The sequence below is a fragment of the Streptomyces sp. BBFR102 genome (assembly GCF_051397025.1).
In the GTDB taxonomy this organism is placed as follows: domain Bacteria; phylum Actinomycetota; class Actinomycetes; order Streptomycetales; family Streptomycetaceae; genus Streptomyces.
Map to the genome: position 1 here is coordinate 3,361,015 of NZ_CP195757.1, position 17,192 is coordinate 3,378,206.

Sequence of the window (17,192 nt, forward strand, 5' to 3'; positions counted from 1 at the left end):
GGCGCCGCTGTCGGTCATGCTGCCGGCGGTGTTCGCCGACGACGACCTCGCCCAGCGCTTCGTCGCCGGGATCGACGAGGTCCTCGCGCCGCTGCACAACGTGCTCGACTGCCTGGACGCGTACTTCACGCCCTCGCTCGCGCCCGCGGACTTCACCCGGTGGCTCGGCGAGTGGGTGGGCGCCGAGACCGAGGCCCCGGAGCCGGACGGGCCGGCCGGCACGGGCGCCGAGGCGCGGCTCACCGAGGCCGCCCTCACGGCCCTGGCCACCGGCCACCCGCAGGACACCCGGGAGACGGTCGCGCTGCGCGCCGCGGTGACCGCCGCCGTCCGGCTGCACCGCATACGCGGCACCCGGCGCGGGCTGTCGGAGGCCGTACAGCTGGCCTTCGGGGTGCGACCGGAGATCACCGAGAGCGGCGCCGCCGCCTGGGACGCCAGACCGCTGGGCCCGTTCCCCGGCGAGGGCCGCCCGCACCTGCACGTCACCGTACGGCTGCCGGAACCCGGCCCCGCCGCAGAACACCGGCTGGAGCGCCTCGTCGAGGCGGCCCGCCCCGCCCACATGCCTTACACGGTCCATGTGACCACCGCCGAAAGGACATCCGACAGGTGACCAGTCAGCAGGCTTCCCCCTCCAAGCCGCCCTCCTCGGGGGCAGGCGGCACGGGGGACGAGCCACGCCACTGCGCCGAGTGCGGCACACTGCCGACCCCGGGGCAGTCCTTCTGCGACGACTGCGGTGCGGTACTGAGCTGGACCTCGGACCGGAGGGACCGCGGCACGAGCACGGCGGGCCCGCGCTCCGACGCGTCCGCCCCGAAGCCAGCGGACCCCGGTCCGGAGGCGGACGGGGCTCCCGGCACGGACACCGGAGCCGCGGGCGCGGACCCCGCGCGTGAGCCCGCGCGGGAGCCCTCCCGCGCCGACGCGCCGGCGGACGCTCCCCAGGAGGACGACACCCTGCGCTCCATACCGCTGGTCCCCGCCGCGCCGGAGGCCGAGGCCGCCGACGCGGGCGCACGGGCCAGGGCGCTGCTCGTCCCGGTCGCCGACCAGTCCGCCCCGGCACCGGAGCACGAGATCGCCCCGGTGCTCCCCGGGATGCCCGCCACGGCCCGCCCCCGGGTCCAGGGCCCCGTCGGCGAACCTGCCGACGAGAACGGCCCCCCGTGCCCCTGGTGCGAGATCGGCAACCGGGCGGACCGGCACTTCTGCCGCCGCTGCGGCATGTCCCTCGCGGAGCGCCCCGGTGTTGCGGAGGCCCGGCTTCCGTGGTGGCGCCGGATCCGGCGCGCCGGCGACCGCCCGGCGCCGTGGGCGGGCGAACGCCCCAAGCTGCGCCGCAGGAGCAGCCGCGTCTTCAGCTGGATCGGGTACGGCCTCGCCCTCGGGCTGGTGGTCTACGGGGCGTTCCACATCGACACGGCGTGGAACGCGGCCCGGGACCACTTCGCCAAGCGGGCCCAGATCAGCCCGGACTCCGCCGCGGCGTCACGCTCCTTCGGCGGCCATCCGCCGAAGGTGCTCTTCGACAAGATCAGCAACAGCTGGTGGGGGCCCGGCGTCGCGCAGTCCGCCGAGGGCGAGTGGGTCGAGGCGCGCTTCGCGGAACCCGTCCGCCTGCTGGACATCCTCATCACGTCCGGGATCTCCGACAAGGCGTCCGACCTCTCCGAGGCCGCGCTGCCGCACCGCATGGACGCGGTCATCACGACGGCTGACGGCAAGAAGACCACCCGCGCCCTCAAGCTGGACCAGATGAGCGGCGCCCAGCAGCGCAAGTTCCGGGCGGAGAACGTCGTCAGCGTGCGCTTCGTGATCCGTTCGGCGTACAACGCGGGCGACAAGAAGCAGGTCTCGATCGCCGAGATCGAGTTCTTCACCCGCGCCACCAGCGGCGAGTAGGGGTCGCTCCCGCCGCAGACGGCCGGCCGGGCACACCGCCTCCGAGCGGTGTGCCCGGCCGACGTCGCCTCCGGCCCGCTCCGGAGGCGACGCGGGGACCGCCGCCGTACGCGCCGGTCGTGCGGGGGAGTTCCGCTTCGCGTGCGGTTCGTCGCCAGTCGAACTCGGGGCGTCCTCGCCCTGGTTCTCCGTGAGGTCGAGGGATCTCCTCGTCGGCGCCGCCCGGTCCGGCCGACCGCGCCCGCCGGGCGCGGCGGGCGTCTGCCGAAGATCAGCCCGCCGGGGGCCGACCACCGGGCAGGAGCAACCGGCCTCTCCGGAACGACGCGTCCGAGGCGGACTCCGTCGCCGTCCGGCCAGGCCGTCCGACCGGACCGCCCTCTTCCCCCGGTGGCCGCTGGGTCACGGGAGCCCAGGCGGCACGGGCCCTGCCCCTTCACCGGTCCCGTCGACGGCGTCCGCGCGGGAGGCCCGGCCCCCGGTCCGGCCCCGCCGTCAGAGAATCAGGCCCTTCGCCCGGAGGTAGGGCACGGGAGCGACGTCGGACCCGAAGGAGGCGCCGGTGCGCACCTCGAAGTGCAGGTGCGGCCCCGTGGCGTTGCCGGTGTCGCCGGACCAGCCGACGAGCGTGCCGCCCTGGACGCGCTGGCCGACCACGGCCTTCACCTGGGAGAGGTGGGCGTACTGGCTGAACGTGCCGTCCTCGTGGCGGATGACGACCTGGTTGCCGTAGGCGCCGCCGGCCCCCGCCGCCAGCACCTCACCGGGACCGATGGCCTTGACCGGCGTCCCGGTCGGGACCACGAAGTCGACGCCGGTGTGCAACCCGGTGGACCAGGCGGAGCCCCGCTGGTGGTACGGAGTGCCGGCCGGCCCCTCGACGGGCAGGGCCCAGCCGCCGACCACGTCGCCTGCCGGGACGACCATCTGCTCACGGGCCTTCATGACGGCCTTGACGTACTCGTACGTGTCGCCGTCCGGCCCGGTCGCCCACGGCAGGCCGCCGTACCCCTCGACCGCCTTCCAGCCCACCCGGTAGGCGGCCAGGGCCAGTTCGAGGGGCTTGCCCCGGTAGTCCGGGTGCTCCTTCGCGGTCCGCAGGAGGGCGCACATCTTCCTGCCCTGCGACGGTATGGCGTCCGCCGGGTCCAGGATGTCCTTGACGCCGTCGTTGTTGCCGTCGATCCCCTCCTCGGCCCAGTCGGCGTCGGAGAACTGCGCGATCCCCCTGGTGACGGGCCGTTCGGACCGGGCCACCCCGGACGGGTCCGCGCCCGGTGAGGCGTCGGGGCCCCCGTCGCCGGGAAGCCCCTCACCGCTCTTCTCCCCGTCCTCCGCCCGCTTCTCGGCGCTCCGCGGGTCGGTCAGCGAGCCGCCGTCGTCGTCGGTTCCCTCCTCCGCCACCGACCGGGCCCTCGGGTTGAAGTTGCTCTCCCGCTTCAGCTGCGCCGCCAGTACGGGCGCGGTGAGCGACGCGTCGTCGCAGTCGGACGCGGCGTCGCGCAGCAGCTTCGCGTACACGACGGGCACCCCCACGTCCCCTGCCTTCAACGCGGTGCTCTGCGGTGCGGGGACGCCCGTACCGGCCGCCTCACCGTCCTCGCCTGTGCCGAGCAGCACGACCCCGAGTCCGATCGACAGGGGCGTCACCACGGCCACGGCCATGACCGGCACCATCCAGCGAGGGATCTTCACGGTCCGCCAACTCCCCTGATCGACCGTCGCGGTGACGCTCACTATGCCATCCCGCGCCGGGCCCCGGCCCAGCCCCCGTCCCGGGCCCCGTGCCGTCCCCGGACGGGGCCCGCGGGGGCGGCACAGGTGTGGTGCGCGGCCCCCGAGTGGCCCCGGTCGGCCCTCGCCTACGGAGTCCGGGCGGGGGCGCGGCCCGCCTGCGCCGGCGGGCGTCAGAGCGCGGTGAAGCCGCTCTCCCCCACCCGGCGGCAGCCAGTGATGGCGGGCAGGGGGATGTCTCCGATGAAGTCCATCTCCTGGGTCTTCCCGACGGGACCGATGACGGCCGCGGTCGCGGTCTCCAGGGATGTGCTGTTGGCGTAGACCGCCGGCTTGGTCAGGATCTTGCTCCGCGCGGGCGGCGGGGCGAATCTGTACCAGCCGTCGACCGCGATCCGGTAGACGTTCCGGTTGTTGGCGTACCCGCCGCACTCCTCGTCCAGCGCCGTGGAGACCAGGGTCGGCTTGGGGCTGCTGACATGGGCCCGGGCGTAGTCGATCGGGTCCTTGAGGAACACGGCGAGTTCGGACGAGACGGACGTACCGTTGCGGGACCTCATCCCGCCCGCCTGCCGGATGGCCTCGGGGGAGCGCCCATCGGCCCGGAAGCAGGTCAGGTTCGCCGATCCGGCCAGCGTGTACCCGTGCGCGGGGGTGTCGGACTGTGCCTGCGCGGGCTCCTCGGCGGCCGACGTCTGTCCGGCCGAGGTGGCCTGTTCGGCGCTGGAGCTCCGCGCGGCCCCGCCGGCGCTCAGGCTGGCGGGCTTCTTCGGGACGGGCGGCGGCTGCCTCTTCCCGTCGGTGGGCGCGGTCTGCACGGCGACCGGGCCGCCGCGACTTTCGTGGGCGGCACCGGCGGCGGGGGCGGTCCGTGGCTCCACGGCGCGTTGCACCTCAAGCGGAGCCTGCATGACACGCTGCGCGTTGGCCTCCGCGGCGCGTTCGAACCTGTCGGAAGCGTCGGAGACGCGGAGTCCGTCGCCCCTGTCCGTACCGGCCACAGGGCCCTGGCGCTGCTGGATGACATGGGTCAGCTCATGGGCGAGGGTGTGCTTGTCCCCACCGTCGGCGCCGATGACGACATGGCTGCCGGACGTGTAGGCCCGGGCGCCGACCTCGGTGGCCGACGCGCGGGCGGCGTTGTCGTCGTGGACGCGCACGTCGGAGAAGTCCGCGCCGAGCCGCGCCTCCATCTCCTGGCGCACCGGCTCGCCGAGGGGCCTTCCGGGGCTGCGGAGCACGTCGTGGACGGCGGAGCGCTGCACGGGTGCGGGCGAGGCCGCGTTCTCCTGGTGGTTCTCGTGGCCGCAGCCGGCGCCGTGCTCGTGCTGTTCCCGGGCCCAGGGATGGCCGGCGCCGCGGAGCATCTGGACGACCGCCGCGTTGCCCGCGGCGGCCTGCAGGCCGAGCAGGCCGTGCTGCGGGGGCGGGGCGGAGGCGGGCCGACGGGCAGGTGTACGGCTGTTGCCCGCCCTGGTGGGGGAGTCGGCCTTCTCGTGGTCGTGCACGGGCGCCCCTCTTCTGGCATGAGACTGTCAATCCCCTGGGTACGTGGCTGGGAGTCGCTGGCACAAGGTACGAGCGGGCAGCCTGCGGTGACCGGACGGGCACATCCGGTGCCGCGACGATCCGCTTGTGGCCCGGCCTGTTCTCGTCAGGGGGAGAACAGGCCGGCCGGGGCCCAGGCCGTGGGGCAAGTCCCCTCCTCTTCCGGAGGTGGGAAGTAGGCCATGAGTTCCCCCCGGGCGGCGTGGCAGCGGCGGGTGTTCGCCGGCTGCCACGCGCCGGCTCGTGGCGGTGCGCCGGAGAGGCGGTCAGCCCTCCAGCACCCCCGCCTCCAGCACCACACTGCGCGTCAGGTTGCGCGGCCGGTCCGGGTCCTGGCCCCGGCTCTCGGCGAGGGCGACGGCCAGGCGCTGGGCGCGGATGAGGTCGGCGAGGGGGTCGGTGGACGGGCGGTGCTCGAAGTGGCCGCCGACCGCGCGGACGTCGTCGGCGAGGCCCTCGGGGGCACCGCCGAAGAGCCAGGTGACGCGGCCGGGGGCGGTGATCGCGACGGGGCCGTGGCGGTACTCCATCGCGGGGTAGGACTCGGTCCAGGCGCCCGCCGCCTCGCGCATCTTCAGGGCCGCCTCCTGGGCCAGGCCGTACGCCCAGCCCCGGCCGAGGAAGGTCCACTGCTCGGCGGTGAGCAGGGGGCGGGGGAGCGGTTCGGTGACGGCGTGTTCGGCGTCGTCGGCGGCGCGGTCGACGGAGACGAGGCCGGGAAGGTCGCCGAGGGCGGCGCGCAGGAAGGCGAGGGCGGTGGTGGCGAACCGGGTCTGCACCACCGACTCCTCGTCGGCCCAGTCCAGGACGGCCACCTCGTCGGCGGCGGTCATCACCGGGGTCGCCGGGTCGGCGGTCAGGGCGACGGTGGCGGTTCCGGCGGCGCGGACCAGGGCGAGCAGTTCCAGGACCTCGGTGGTCGTGCCCGACCGGGTCAGGGCGACCACCCGGTCGTACGCGCCGACGGCCCGGCCGCGCGGGAACTCCGAGGCGGCGAAGGCGTCCGTGCGGCCCTGACCGGCGCCCTCGCGCAGGGCGGCGTACGCCTGCGCCATGAACCACGAGGTGCCGCAGCCGACGACGGCGACCCGCTCCCCGGGCCGGGGCGCGGCGGTGAAGCCGGCCGCCTCCCCGGCGGCGCGGCGCCAGCAGGCGGGCTGGGTGGTGATCTCTGCTGCGGTACGGGACATGCGCGGGTACCCCTCACGGTGGTCCGCCCGGGCGGCTCCGGTGCGGCCGCCCCCGGCGGGGCTGTGCTCTCGCGGTCTGTCGGCGACCTGGCTGCGGTGGTGCTGTCAGGACCTGACGGTACGTCGGCGGCGGGCGGGCCCGCCGCCGTCCGCGTGCGGTCCCGGTGACGCGCGGCGGACGCGGTGCGCGAGGCCGACGGGCCCGCGCACGCACGTGCATAGCAGCCCTGGACAAGCCGGGGCAACGGCCACTGGAGACGGTCCCGAGTCCCTCCTCACCCGCCTCCCGCGCCACGCCGCCCACGAGAATCCGCGGTCCGGCGGCGGGCGACCCCGGCCGGGGCGGAACACGGCACGCGGACTTAGGCTGACCGTATGACCGACCACGAGCCCGCCTCCCCACCGGCGGCGACGCCCCAGGAGCCGGACTCCGACGGCCTCAGCGACCAGGACCGCGCGGTGCTCGCCTTCGAGGCGCGCGGCTGGCAGCGCCCCGGTACCAAGGAGCGCGCCATCCGCGAGCAGCTCGGCCTCTCGCCCACCCGCTACTACCAGCTGCTCGGCGCCCTCCTCGACGACCCGGCCGCCCTGCGCCACGACCCGGTCACCGTCAACCGCCTCCGCGAACGCCGCGCCGCCCGCCGCGCCGCCCGCTGACGCCGCCGGGCCCGCCCCGTGGGCTCCGGGCCGTCCTGCGCCGCGACCCGCCACCGTCAACCGCCTCCGCGAACGCCGCGCCGCCCGCTGACGCCGCCGGGCCCGCCCCGGGGGCTCCGGGCCGTCCTGCGCCGCGACCCGCCACCGTCAACCGTCTCGCGAAGGCGGAGCCGCCCGCTGACCGTGCCGGGCGTGCCCCGTGGGCAGGCGCGCCCCCGCTCGGTAGGGTCGGGCGCATGGCCAGCCCCGCGCGCCCCTCGCCCCTGCCCCTGCCCGACACCGTCGCCGGGCGGGAAGGGCTGGAGACCCTGCTGGCCCGGCCCTTCGAGGCCGTGGTCGCACTGGACTTCGACGGCACCCTCGCCCCGATCGTCGCCGACCCCGACCGGGCCGGCGCCCACCCGGACGCGGTCCCCGCCCTCGCCGAACTGGCGCCGCTGGTGCGCTCGGTGGCGGTGATCACCGGGCGGCCCGCCGAGAAGGCCGTCCTGCTCGGCGGGTTCGCCGACGAGCCCGGGCTCGGCCACCTCACCGTCCTCGGCCACTACGGCGCCCAGCGCTGGGACGCCGCCACCGGCGAACTCCACACCCCGAAGCCGCCCCCCGGCCTCGCCGCAGCCCTCGCCGAACTCCCCGCCGTCGTCGAGGCCGCCGGAGACCTGCCCGGCCTCTGGATCGAGGACAAGGACCAGGCGTTCGCCGTCCACACCCGCCGCGCCGAGGACCCGGAAGCCGGCTTCGCCGCCCTGCGCGGCCCCCTCGCCGACCTCGCCGACCGCCACGGCCTCCACCTGGAGCCGGGCCGCCTCGTCCTGGAGATCCGCCCGCCCGGCGTCGACAAGGGCGTCGCCCTGACCGCGTACGTCCAGGAGACCGGCGCCCGCGCCGTGCTCTACGCCGGGGACGACCTCGGCGACCTCGCCGCGTACGACGCCGTCGACCGGCTGCGCGCGGAGGGCGTCCCCGGGCTGCTGGTGTGCAGCGGCGACGAGGTCCCCGAGCTGGCCTCCCGCGCGGATCTGGTCGTGCCGGGGCCCGGTCAGGTCGCCGCGCTGCTGGCCGGGATCGCGGAGACGATCCGCCGGACGCGCTGACGGGGCGCGGGCGGCGCGGCGTGCGGGGGCGGCGCCGGTCAGCCGCCCAGGGCCGCCAGCTGGTCGAGGAACCAGCGCTGGGGCGGCAGGGCCGTCGCGGCGGCCGCCAGCCGTCTGCCGCGCTCGGCGCGCTCCGAGGGCGGCATCATCAGGGCGTCGTGCAGGGCGCGGGCGGTGGCGCTCACGTCGTACGGGTTGACCGGCAGGGCGTCCTCGCCCAGCTCCTCGTAGGCGCCCGCCTCGCGGGAGAGCACCAGGGCGACGCCCGCGTCGGAGACGACCGGGACCTCCTTGGCGACCAGGTTCATGCCGTCCCGGATCGGGTTGACCAGTGCCACGTCGGCCAGCCGGTAGGCGGCCAGCGAGCGGGCGAAGTCGTCCTCGACGTGCAGCACCACCGGCGTCCAGCCGACGGTGCCGAACTGCTCGTTGATCTCGTCGGCCAGCGTCCGCACGGAGGCGGTGTACGCGCGGTAGACGGCGAGGTCCTGGCGGGAGGGGTAGGCGAAGGCGAGGTGCACCACGCGGCCCGCCCACTCCGGGTGGTCGAGGAGAAGCTGGCGGTAGGCGAGCAGGCCCCGCACGATGTTCTTCGACAGCTCGGTGCGGTCCACCCGGACGATCGTCTTCCGGTCCGGCTCGCCGATCTGCTCCCGCAGCGCCACCAGCCGGTCCTCCACATCGGCCCGGTGCGCCCGCTCCCGCAGGAACTCCGCGTCCGCCCCCAGCCCGTGCACCCCGATCGCCGTACGGCGCCCGGCGTACGACAGTTCCGAGGCCCCGGCGCGCTCGGCGCCCAGGACCGTCTGCGCGCAGTCGGCGAAGGCGCCCGCCCAGCGCCGGGTGAGGAAGCCGAGCCGGTCCGCGCCGAGCAGGCCGGACAGGAGCTGGGCGGCGATGTCGTCGGGCAGCAGTCGGAAGTAGTCCGGCGGCGCCCACGGCGTGTGCGTGAAGTGCGAGATCCTGAGGTCCGGGCGCAGCTCGCGGAGCAGCCCCGGCACCAGCGCCAGGTGGTAGTCCTGCACCAGCACCGCCGCGCCCTCGCCCGCCTCGGCGGCCAGCGCCTCGGCGAACGCGCGGTTGTACGCCTCGTACGCCGCCCACTGCTCCCGGAACTCCGGGCCGAAGGCCGGCTCCAGGGGCGTCTGGTACAGCATGTGGTGGACGAACCACAGCACGGAGTTGGCGATGCCGTTGTACGCGGCGGCGTGCGTCCGGGCCGGGATGTCGAGCATCCGCACCCGCTGCCCGCCGGTGTCCTCCGCGTCCAGCGTGCCGGTCCCCGCCCGGCGGGCCGCCTCGCGGTCCCCGTCGCCCAGCGCGGCGCACACCCACAGGGTGGAGGCGTCCGCCCCGATCGCCGAGAGCCCCGACACCAGCCCGCCCCCGCCCCGCCTGGCCTCCAGCCCGCCGTCGGAGCGCGGGGCGTAGGAGACGGGGCCGCGGTTGGACGCGACCAGAATGCGTGCACCGTCAGACGTAACAGCCATGCGGCCTACCTAGCCCCTTCCCGTACACGGCAAACACTCGCCCCGGACCTTGGCTCATCCCGTCCGCCGGTGGTACGGGTCCGGGACGCGGGTGTGGGCGGTGTGTTCCGGGAGCGGGGCCGGTGGGGCCTCGGCGAGGCGCCCGCCGCGGTACTCGGCGACCTCGACCATCGGGGGACGCTCCTCGGTGTCGACTTTGGCCGTGTGGGCGACGAAGCCGTCGTCGCCGCGTTCGAACTGGGTCAGTTCCGGGCGGACCAGGTGGCCGCGGGCCAGCCGGAGCTGGGCCGTGCGGTAGATGGCGGCGGCCATGCGGCCCAGCGCCAGGCCGTCCTGGTGGCGGTGGACGCGGACGCCCACGTCGACCTGGGCCAGCGCGTCCAGGCCCACCGTGTGCAGGGCGTCCACCAGCAGGCCCAGCTCCACGCCGTAGCCGACGGGGAAGGGCAGCTGCTCCAGCAGGCCGCGGCGGACCGCGTACTCGCCGCCCAGCGGCTGGACGAAGCCCGCGAGGCGCGGCCAGTGCAGATTGAGCACCGGGCGGGCCATCAGCTCGGTGACCCGGCCGCCCTGGCCCGGGGCCGAGCCGAGCGGGCGGTCGTACATCGCCTTGACGAAGTCGACGTCCGCATCGGTCAGCAGCGGGCCGACGATGCCCGAGACGAAGTCGGGCGAGAAGTCCTTCAGGTCGGCGTCGACGAAGCAGACGATGTCACCGCTGGTGACCATCAGCGACCGCCACAGCACCTCGCCCTTGCCGGGCACGGCGGGCAGCCGCGGCAGGATCGCGTCGCGGTGCACGACCCGGGCCCCGGCGGCGGCGGCCTCCTCGGAGGTGCGGTCGGTGGAACCGGAGTCGATCACCACGAGTTCGTCGACGAGCGGCACGGCCTCCATGAGCGAGCGGCGGATCTCCGCCACGATCGCCCCGACCGTCGCCTCCTCGTTCAGGGCCGGCAGCACCACGCTGACCGTGGTGCCGCTGCCGCGTTTGGCGGCGGCCAGTGCGCTCAGCGGCCGGTCGGCGGCGGACCAGGACCGCCTGGTGAGCCAGCGCTCCACCTCTTCGAGCACGTGATCGTCCCCTCGTCTCCGGGTCATGTCCGAGGCCATGTCCTAGGTGTTCTCCCATGATCTCCCGGGCCTTCGCGCGTCCTCGCGGGAGGGCGATACGCCGAAGGGCGGCCGACGACGAGCGGGGCTGCGGCCGGCGGCGCTGCCGGTGCCCGGGGCCCCATCTCGCGGTTCGGACGACCCACTCGACCGTCCGGGCCGTCCGTTACAGTCTTGAACAGCGCGCGTGACCACCGCATGTCGAAAGACGCCGGTTCCGCGCCCGACAAACGCGTTCGGCCTTGTCAGACAAGGGAACCGACGCCATACCGCTCATCCAGAGGGGCAGAGGGACACGGCCCGTTGAAGCCCCGGCAACCCTCCGGTCGGTACTCCCGGCGCGTGTTCCACCCGCGTCCGGCGAGGCTCCCGGCTCGGGAAGGTGCCAATTCCGTCTCGCGGCGAGATGCGTCGCGAGGAAGATGAGGAGAAAGGGCCTCGCCGTCATGGCTGTGCACACCGTCGCCACCCCCGCCACCCCCTCGCAGGACGCCCCCGCGGTCGACCTCGGTCCCGCCGCCGCCCTCTCCTGCCGCGAGTGCGGCGAGCGCTTCCCGCTCGGCCCCGTCTTCGCCTGCGTGAGCTGTTTCGGGCCCCTGGAGGTCGCCTACGCCCTCCCCACCGGCGCCCCCGAGGCCCTGCGCGCCGCCATCGAGGCCGGGCCGGACAACATCTGGCGGTACGCCCCGCTGCTGCCCGTCCCCGCCGACGTCGCCACCAGGCCCAGCCTGAACCCGGGCTTCACCCAGCTGGTCAAGGCCGACCACCTCGCCGCCGAGCTGGGCGTCACCGGCGGCCTGTACGTCAAGGACGACTCCGGCAACCCGACCCACTCCTTCAAGGACCGCGTCGTCGCCATCGCCGTCGAGGCCGCCCGCGCCTTCGGCTTCACCACCCTGTCCTGCTCCTCCACGGGCAACCTCGCCGGAGCCGTCGGCGCCGCCGCCGCCCGCGCCGGGTTCCGCTCCTGCGTCTTCATCCCGCACGACCTGGAACAGGGCAAGGTCGTCATGGCCGCGGTCTACGGCGGCGACCTGGTCGGCATCGAGGGCAACTACGACGACGTGAACCGCTTCTGCTCCGAGCTGATCGGCGACCCCCTCGGCGAGGGCTGGGGCTTCGTCAACGTCAACCTGCGCCCGTACTACGGCGAGGGCTCCAAGACCCTCGCGTACGAGATCGCGGAGCAGCTCGGCTGGCGGCTGCCCGACCAGATCGTGATCCCGGTCGCCTCCGGCTCGCAGCTGACCAAGATCGACAAGGGGTTCAAGGAGCTGATCGCGCTCGGGCTGGTCGAGGACCGTCCGTACAAGATCTTCGGCGCCCAGGCCGAGGGCTGCTCGCCGGTCTCCACCGCCTACAAGGCCGGGCACGACGTGGTCCGCCCGCAGAAGCCCGACACCATCGCCAAGTCGCTGGCCATCGGCAACCCGGCCGACGGCCCGTACGTCCTGGACATCGCCCGCCGCACCGGAGGCGCCGTCGAGGACGTGGACGACGCGCAGGTGGTCGACGCCATCAAGCTGCTCGCCCGTACCGAGGGGATCTTCGCGGAGACCGCGGGCGGCGTGACGGTCGGCGTCACCCGCAAGCTCATCGGGGCCGGGCGGATCGACCCGTCCCTCACCACCGTCGTCCTCAACACCGGCGACGGCCTCAAGACCCTGGACGCCGTGGCGCCCACCACCGGCCCGACCGCGACCATCCGGCCAGACCTGGACGCCTTCCGCGCCGCCGGTCTCGCCACCTCCTGACGCCGTCGCCCGCGCGTCCGTGACGCGCCCCCGCCCGTCCCGCCGCCCCAACTCCCGGAAGGCTGTCCCATGAGCGTCAACGTCCGCATCCCCACCATCCTGCGCACCTACACCGGCGGCCGGTCCGAGGTCCCCGCCGAGGGCGCCACCCTCGCCGAGGTCATCGCCGACCTGGAGGAGAACCACGCCGGCATCGCCGCCCGCGTCCTCGACGACCAGGGCAGGCTGCGCCGCTTCGTCAACGTCTACGTCAACGACGACGACGTCCGCTTCGAGCAGGGCCTTGAGACCGCCACGCCCGACGGCGCCGGCGTCTCGATCATCCCGGCGGTGGCCGGCGGCTGCTGAGCCTCCCGCGCCCGCGGAACCACCCGCGCCACCGAATTGCCCTCTCCGCTCCATTCCCTCCCGGGAAAGCGGAGGGGGCAATTCTGCATGGTTGAGCGCGATAGAGTTGGGGAACAGGCTCCCGTGTTTGTGCCAGGAGCATATGAGCCGCCGTTCTCCCTCCGGCGGACTGCAGGCAAAGTAGCCCGGCCATTCGCCCCCATGCGCGCCTTTTGCCGGGCCCGACTTGCCCGGAACTCCGGCGCATCCTCCCGTTTCCGTCCGTCCCCGGCCTTCGGATTTCTCGTCCGACTGACCTGTTGCAGACGGCAGTTGGGCAGATACATTCAGCGGCGGTCGACGCGTTCCGGCGCACACCCCCGACCGAAGGTTGGGGGGTGAGGTCTGACCCGGGTCCGCGAAGTGCGGGCCTGTGCAAGGGCCAGTAATAGGGGAGTTAGGCATGGCTCAGGGCACCGTCAAGTGGTTCAACGCGGAGAAGGGCTACGGCTTCATCGCGGTCGACGGTGGTGCGGATGTATTCGTCCACTACAGCGCGATCCAGATGGACGGCTACCGCACCCTTGAAGAGGGTCAGAGGGTCGAATTCGAGATCTCGCAGGGTCAGAAGGGGCCGCAGGCGGACATGGTCCGCGCGGCTGCCTGAGGCGCCGACCGCACCACACTCACCAGAGGGCCCGCTCCCGTCACCGGGGGCGGGCCCTCTGCCATGCCCGACGGGGCGACCTCGAACGCCGACCGGGCTGGTGGCCTCAGACGCCGACCGGGCTGGTGGCCTCAAGCGCCGGCCGGGCTATAGGCGGCCCGGCCGGCGCTTGAGGCCGTCTTTGAGGCCCGCCGGCGAGCGGACGGCTCGTCAAAAGACAGCCCGGCCGGCGTCTGAGGCCACCCGCATCCGCCGGCGCGGACAGGGCACCCCCAGCCGACGGGCGCGGGGCCGAAGGCCCCTAGCGCCTTGCACTCTCCTACCCCGAGTGCTAATTATTGCGTTAGCACTCTCCGAGTGAGAGTGACAGAAGGACCGGGTCGGTGAGGCCCGCAGGCCGCGCGGGGCAAGGAACCGCGAGGCAGGCAGGCCGTCCGTCGCGGGCGCCAACACGGTCCGGAGTATCCACCCTCCCCCAGACAGAGTCCGGGGGGACCCCCAGTCCTGGGAGGACCACTTCACATGGCCAAGATCATCGCGTTCGACGAGGAGGCGCGGCGCGGTCTCGAGCGCGGGATGAACCAGCTCGCCGACGCCGTCAAGGTCACCCTCGGCCCCAAGGGCCGCAACGTCGTCCTCGAGAAGAAGTGGGGCGCCCCCACGATCACCAACGATGGTGTCTCCATCGCCAAGGAGATCGAGCTCGAAGACCCCTACGAGAAGATCGGCGCCGAGCTGGTCAAGGAGGTCGCGAAGAAGACGGACGACGTCGCCGGTGACGGCACGACGACCGCGACCGTCCTGGCCCAGGCGCTCGTCCGCGAGGGTCTGCGCAACGTCGCCGCGGGTGCCAACCCGATGGCCCTGAAGCGCGGCATCGAGAAGGCCGTCGAGGCCGTCTCCTCCGCGCTGCTGGAGCAGGCGAAGGACGTGGAGACCAAGGAGCAGATCGCCTCCACCGCCTCCATCTCCGCCGCCGACACCCAGATCGGCGAGCTGATCGCCGAGGCCATGGACAAGGTCGGCAAGGAAGGCGTCATCACCGTCGAGGAGTCCCAGACCTTCGGTCTGGAGCTTGAGCTCACCGAGGGTATGCGCTTCGACAAGGGCTACATCTCGGCGTACTTCGCCACCGACATGGAGCGGATGGAGGCGTCGCTCGACGACCCGTACATCCTCATCGTCAACTCCAAGATCGGCAACGTGAAGGACCTCCTCCCGCTGCTGGAGAAGGTCATGCAGTCGGGCAAGCCGCTGCTGATCATCGCCGAGGACGTCGAGGGCGAGGCCCTGTCGACCCTGGTGGTCAACAAGATCCGCGGCACCTTCAAGTCCGTCGCCGTCAAGGCCCCGGGCTTCGGCGACCGCCGCAAGGCCATGCTCGGTGACATCGCCATCCTCACGGGCGGCACGGTCATCTCCGAGGAGGTCGGCCTCAAGCTGGAGAACGCCGGTCTCGACCTGCTGGGCCGCGCCCGCAAGGTGGTCATCACCAAGGACGAGACCACGATCGTCGACGGTGCCGGCGACAGCGACCAGGTCAACGGCCGCGTCGCGCAGATCCGCGCCGAGATCGAGAACAGCGACTCGGACTACGACCGCGAGAAGCTCCAGGAGCGTCTGGCGAAGCTGGCCGGCGGCGTGGCCGTCATCAAGGCCGGCGCCGCCACCGAGGTGGAGCTGAAGGAGCGCAAGCACCGCATCGAGGACGCGGTGCGCAACGCCAAGGCCGCCGTCGAGGAGGGCATCGTCGCCGGTGGTGGCGTGGCTCTGCTCCAGGCGACCTCGGTCTTCGAGAAGCTGGAGCTGGAGGGCGACGAGGCCACCGGTGCCGCCGCCGTCAAGCTGGCCCTGGAGGCCCCGCTCAAGCAGATCGCCGTCAACGGCGGCCTGGAGGGCGGCGTGGTCGTGGAGAAGGTGCGCAACCTCTCCGTGGGCCACGGCCTCAACGCCGCGACCGGCGAGTACGTCGACATGATCGCCGAGGGCATCCTCGACCCGGCCAAGGTGACGCGTTCCGCGCTCCAGAACGCCGCGTCGATCGCCGCCCTCTTCCTCACCACCGAGGCCGTCATCGCCGACAAGCCGGAGAAGGCCGCCGCCGCTGCCCCGGGTGGCATGCCCGGCGGTGACATGGACTTCTGACCGGACCCGCTTCCGGTCGGCCCGTCCGACACCACGCCCACCGGGGCGGTGTCCCTCTTACGAGGGATGCCGCCCCGGTGGCGTTCGTGCTGCCCGCATCGGGGATCGCTTCCGGCACCCCGATGTGCGAGGGTGGACCCGGCCTCACGGCCCAAGCATCGTTCGAGAGAAGGGAGCGCGGTCATGTCCTCCAAGCGTCGCCGTAAGAAGAAGGCTCGCCGCAAGAACGGCGCCAACCACGGCAAGAGGCCGCAGTCCTGATTTCCGTGCGGCGGTCCTGAGGCCGGGGGAGACCCCGAAGCGCCCGGGACCACCGGCACGACGCCCCCGTCACACCGCCGCAGGCGGCAGACGGGGGCGTCGTGCGTTCCGGGTCGGCGGGGCCGTAGTCGGCCGGGGCGTGGAGGATCGACCGGTCGGCGGCAGCGTCGTGGCCCCCGTACGCGTGGAGGCGGTGCGCGGCGCAGGTGCCGGAGCCGGTCACGGTGGGGCGGTGCGGTGCGGTCCGGGCCGGTGCCGCGGTGGACGCGGGAGCCGATGGGCGGTGTGCCCGGCTGCCGGTCGACGGCGTCCTCCGGCGACCAGGCCGTAGCCGAGGTCGCGGTGGTGGACGTGCGGGGCCGGCCCGTCCCCTCAGTCGCCGTGCGGACCGCGTCCCGCAGTCCCCTCGCGGCTCCAACTGCCGGAGTCGCGCAGGGGGAGGATGCCGCCGAGCGCGGTGAGCGGCGCCGGCGGCATCAGGGCGAGGCCCAGCGGATCGCGGTGGTCGTACACGGACCGCGCGCCGCCCGCGGCCGGCCCGTACGGGGCGCCCGCTCCTTCGGGGGCGGTGCCGGGGCGGGGCGCGGCCGTGGCGCCCATCCCCCGGCACACGGGCGTGCGGCGGCCCGGCGGGGGGTGTGCGGGGCGGTTGCCTGACGGGCTCCGCGCGCCCCCGCCACCCCCGGATGTGCCTGCTGCTACCCCCGGATGTGGGGAGGAGCGCCACTGTCGGGGGCCTCGGCGCGTTGAACACGCTGTGTGGGCTAGCTCGCTACAGAGCGTGGACGATGGAGAGGGAGTGAGCGCCGTGAAGGGCACGGAGGCGCACGGCAGGACCACCGATCGGGTGGGGGCCGCTCAGGAGGCGGTGGACCGGCTCCGCGCCGGGCTGGCGGAGGCCGGGATCATCCTGCCGTCGCTGCGGCTGGAGCCGGTGTCGAGCGCGGGGAACGACCCCGCTCCGCTCGTCGACCTCGGGCGGTGCAACGTCGAGACCGCCGACCGGCTCAGCGCCGTCCTGGAGGGGGCTCGGCAGCGATGAGCGACGACGATGCCTGCTGCGCCGACGCCGACGAGCCGGAGGTGCCCGAGGCCGTGTGGGTGGTCGGCGCCTTCGCCGTCGATGTCCGGGACGGCCGTCTCGGCCGGGTCATGGGCAGCGAGGGCCCGTACATCCAGCTCCGGCCGCCCGGTGGCGGCAAGGAGTGGGACTGCCCGCCGCGCGCGGTGCGGGCCGCCGACCGCAAGGAGGTGCTGCGCGCCAAGGTGCGGGAGATCAACTGGGAGGGGAGGCTCCCCTGAGC

Annotated in this window: 17 protein-coding genes and 1 riboswitch; of the genes, 11 read left to right on the plus strand and 6 right to left on the minus strand. The window is 74.2% G+C overall.

Translation table 11 applies throughout. The features are described 5' to 3' along the window. Positions 1–16: 16 nt before the first annotated feature. Both ACSLIC_RS15040 and ACSLIC_RS15045 read left to right on the plus strand, forming a co-directional pair. Positions 17–616: a phage tail protein gene (locus tag ACSLIC_RS15040; RefSeq protein ID WP_436740376.1), complete on the plus strand. Its 600-nt coding sequence runs from the start codon at positions 17–19 to the stop codon at positions 614–616. Beyond that, a complete protein-coding gene (locus ACSLIC_RS15045) occupies positions 613–1,908 on the plus strand; it encodes an NADase-type glycan-binding domain-containing protein (protein WP_436738203.1) in 1,296 nt (431 codons plus the stop codon). The genes ACSLIC_RS15040 and ACSLIC_RS15045 overlap by 4 nt, the downstream gene beginning before the upstream one ends. Before the next feature lie 495 nt (positions 1,909–2,403). Here ACSLIC_RS15045 and ACSLIC_RS15050 read toward each other — a convergent pair whose 3' ends face one another. From ACSLIC_RS15050 to ACSLIC_RS15060, 3 genes are all read right to left on the minus strand, one after another. Further along, a complete protein-coding gene (locus ACSLIC_RS15050) occupies positions 2,404–3,603 on the minus strand; it encodes a M23 family metallopeptidase (protein ID WP_436738204.1) in 1,200 nt (399 codons plus the stop codon). 212 nt (positions 3,604–3,815) lie between these two features. Beyond that, on the minus strand, positions 3,816–5,150 hold the full coding sequence (locus ACSLIC_RS15055; RefSeq protein WP_436738205.1) for an eCIS core domain-containing protein: 1,335 nt from the start codon (positions 5,148–5,150) through the stop codon (positions 3,816–3,818). A gap of 306 nt (positions 5,151–5,456) precedes the next feature. After that, positions 5,457–6,380, minus strand: coding sequence for an SIS domain-containing protein (locus tag ACSLIC_RS15060; RefSeq protein ID WP_436738206.1), 924 nt, complete (start codon positions 6,378–6,380; stop codon positions 5,457–5,459). Between the two features lie 375 nt (positions 6,381–6,755). On the opposite strand from ACSLIC_RS15060, the gene ACSLIC_RS15065 reads away from it, so the two are divergent. Beyond that, positions 6,756–7,037, plus strand: coding sequence for a DUF3263 domain-containing protein (locus ACSLIC_RS15065; RefSeq protein ID WP_436738207.1), 282 nt, complete (start codon positions 6,756–6,758; stop codon positions 7,035–7,037). Between the two features lie 236 nt (positions 7,038–7,273). Next, the gene (otsB, locus tag ACSLIC_RS15070) at positions 7,274–8,131 is read left to right on the plus strand and encodes a trehalose-phosphatase (protein WP_436738208.1); all 858 of its coding nucleotides are present in this window, start codon (positions 7,274–7,276) and stop codon (positions 8,129–8,131) included. Positions 8,132–8,169: 38 nt separating this feature from the next. Here the strand turns inward: otsB and ACSLIC_RS15075 are convergent, their stop codons facing one another. Further along, the gene (locus ACSLIC_RS15075) at positions 8,170–9,621 is read right to left on the minus strand and encodes an alpha,alpha-trehalose-phosphate synthase (UDP-forming) (protein WP_436738209.1); all 1,452 of its coding nucleotides are present in this window, start codon (positions 9,619–9,621) and stop codon (positions 8,170–8,172) included. Positions 9,622–9,675: 54 nt separating this feature from the next. Beyond that, positions 9,676–10,695: a glucosyl-3-phosphoglycerate synthase gene (locus ACSLIC_RS15080; protein WP_436738210.1), complete on the minus strand. Its 1,020-nt coding sequence runs from the start codon at positions 10,693–10,695 to the stop codon at positions 9,676–9,678. A 309-nt stretch (positions 10,696–11,004) separates the two neighbouring features. Beyond that, positions 11,005–11,163: riboswitch (SAM riboswitch) on the plus strand. A gap of 17 nt (positions 11,164–11,180) precedes the next feature. Between ACSLIC_RS15080 and thrC the strand changes: the two genes are divergently transcribed. From thrC to ACSLIC_RS15105, 5 genes are all read left to right on the plus strand, one after another. After that, positions 11,181–12,488: a threonine synthase gene (gene thrC / locus ACSLIC_RS15085; protein WP_436738211.1), complete on the plus strand. Its 1,308-nt coding sequence runs from the start codon at positions 11,181–11,183 to the stop codon at positions 12,486–12,488. A 69-nt stretch (positions 12,489–12,557) separates the two neighbouring features. Beyond that, on the plus strand, positions 12,558–12,836 hold the full coding sequence (locus ACSLIC_RS15090; protein WP_436738212.1) for a MoaD/ThiS family protein: 279 nt from the start codon (positions 12,558–12,560) through the stop codon (positions 12,834–12,836). A gap of 442 nt (positions 12,837–13,278) precedes the next feature. Further along, entirely contained in the window at positions 13,279–13,482 is a 204-nt protein-coding gene (locus ACSLIC_RS15095) for a cold-shock protein (protein WP_008747198.1), read from the plus strand. Between the two features lie 522 nt (positions 13,483–14,004). Continuing rightward, positions 14,005–15,627 carry a chaperonin GroEL gene (gene groL, locus ACSLIC_RS15100; protein WP_436738213.1) on the plus strand — a complete coding sequence of 541 codons (1,623 nt, stop codon included), beginning with the start codon at positions 14,005–14,007 and terminating at the stop codon, positions 15,625–15,627. 183 nt (positions 15,628–15,810) lie between these two features. After that, the gene (locus ACSLIC_RS15105; RefSeq protein ID WP_370454205.1) at positions 15,811–15,888 is read left to right on the plus strand and encodes a 50S ribosomal protein bL37; all 78 of its coding nucleotides are present in this window, start codon (positions 15,811–15,813) and stop codon (positions 15,886–15,888) included. Between the two features lie 372 nt (positions 15,889–16,260). Here the strand turns inward: ACSLIC_RS15105 and ACSLIC_RS15110 are convergent, their stop codons facing one another. Beyond that, positions 16,261–16,488, minus strand: coding sequence for a hypothetical protein (locus tag ACSLIC_RS15110; RefSeq protein ID WP_436738214.1), 228 nt, complete (start codon positions 16,486–16,488; stop codon positions 16,261–16,263). 199 nt (positions 16,489–16,687) lie between these two features. Between ACSLIC_RS15110 and ACSLIC_RS15115 the strand changes: the two genes are divergently transcribed. Continuing rightward, positions 16,688–16,930, plus strand: a complete 243-nt coding sequence (locus tag ACSLIC_RS15115; protein ID WP_436738215.1) for a hypothetical protein — start codon at positions 16,688–16,690, stop codon at positions 16,928–16,930. Then, positions 16,927–17,190, plus strand: coding sequence for a hypothetical protein (locus tag ACSLIC_RS15120; RefSeq protein WP_436738216.1), 264 nt, complete (start codon positions 16,927–16,929; stop codon positions 17,188–17,190). The genes ACSLIC_RS15115 and ACSLIC_RS15120 overlap by 4 nt, the downstream gene beginning before the upstream one ends. The last annotated feature ends 2 nt before the right edge of the window (positions 17,191–17,192 follow it).

Bases quoted from the DNA above. Each gene is read 5' to 3' on its own strand.
- otsB (WP_436738208.1), top strand. From the start codon at position 7,274: ATGGCCAGCCCCGCGCGCCCCTCGCCCCTGCCCCTGCCCGACACCGTC.
- groL (WP_436738213.1), top strand. From the start codon at position 14,005: ATGGCCAAGATCATCGCGTTCGACGAGGAGGCGCGGCGCGGTCTCGAG.
- ACSLIC_RS15105 (WP_370454205.1), top strand. From the start codon at position 15,811: ATGTCCTCCAAGCGTCGCCGTAAGAAGAAGGCTCGCCGCAAGAACGGC.
- ACSLIC_RS15110 (WP_436738214.1), bottom strand. From the start codon at position 16,488: ATGGGCGCCACGGCCGCGCCCCGCCCCGGCACCGCCCCCGAAGGAGCG.
- ACSLIC_RS15040 (WP_436740376.1), top strand. From the start codon at position 17: ATGCTGCCGGCGGTGTTCGCCGACGACGACCTCGCCCAGCGCTTCGTC.
- ACSLIC_RS15090 (WP_436738212.1), top strand. From the start codon at position 12,558: ATGAGCGTCAACGTCCGCATCCCCACCATCCTGCGCACCTACACCGGC.
- ACSLIC_RS15120 (WP_436738216.1), top strand. From the start codon at position 16,927: ATGAGCGACGACGATGCCTGCTGCGCCGACGCCGACGAGCCGGAGGTG.
- ACSLIC_RS15095 (WP_008747198.1), top strand. From the start codon at position 13,279: ATGGCTCAGGGCACCGTCAAGTGGTTCAACGCGGAGAAGGGCTACGGC.
- ACSLIC_RS15065 (WP_436738207.1), top strand. From the start codon at position 6,756: ATGACCGACCACGAGCCCGCCTCCCCACCGGCGGCGACGCCCCAGGAG.
- thrC (WP_436738211.1), top strand. From the start codon at position 11,181: ATGGCTGTGCACACCGTCGCCACCCCCGCCACCCCCTCGCAGGACGCC.
- ACSLIC_RS15060 (WP_436738206.1), bottom strand. From the start codon at position 6,380: ATGTCCCGTACCGCAGCAGAGATCACCACCCAGCCCGCCTGCTGGCGC.
- ACSLIC_RS15075 (WP_436738209.1), bottom strand. From the start codon at position 9,621: ATGGCTGTTACGTCTGACGGTGCACGCATTCTGGTCGCGTCCAACCGC.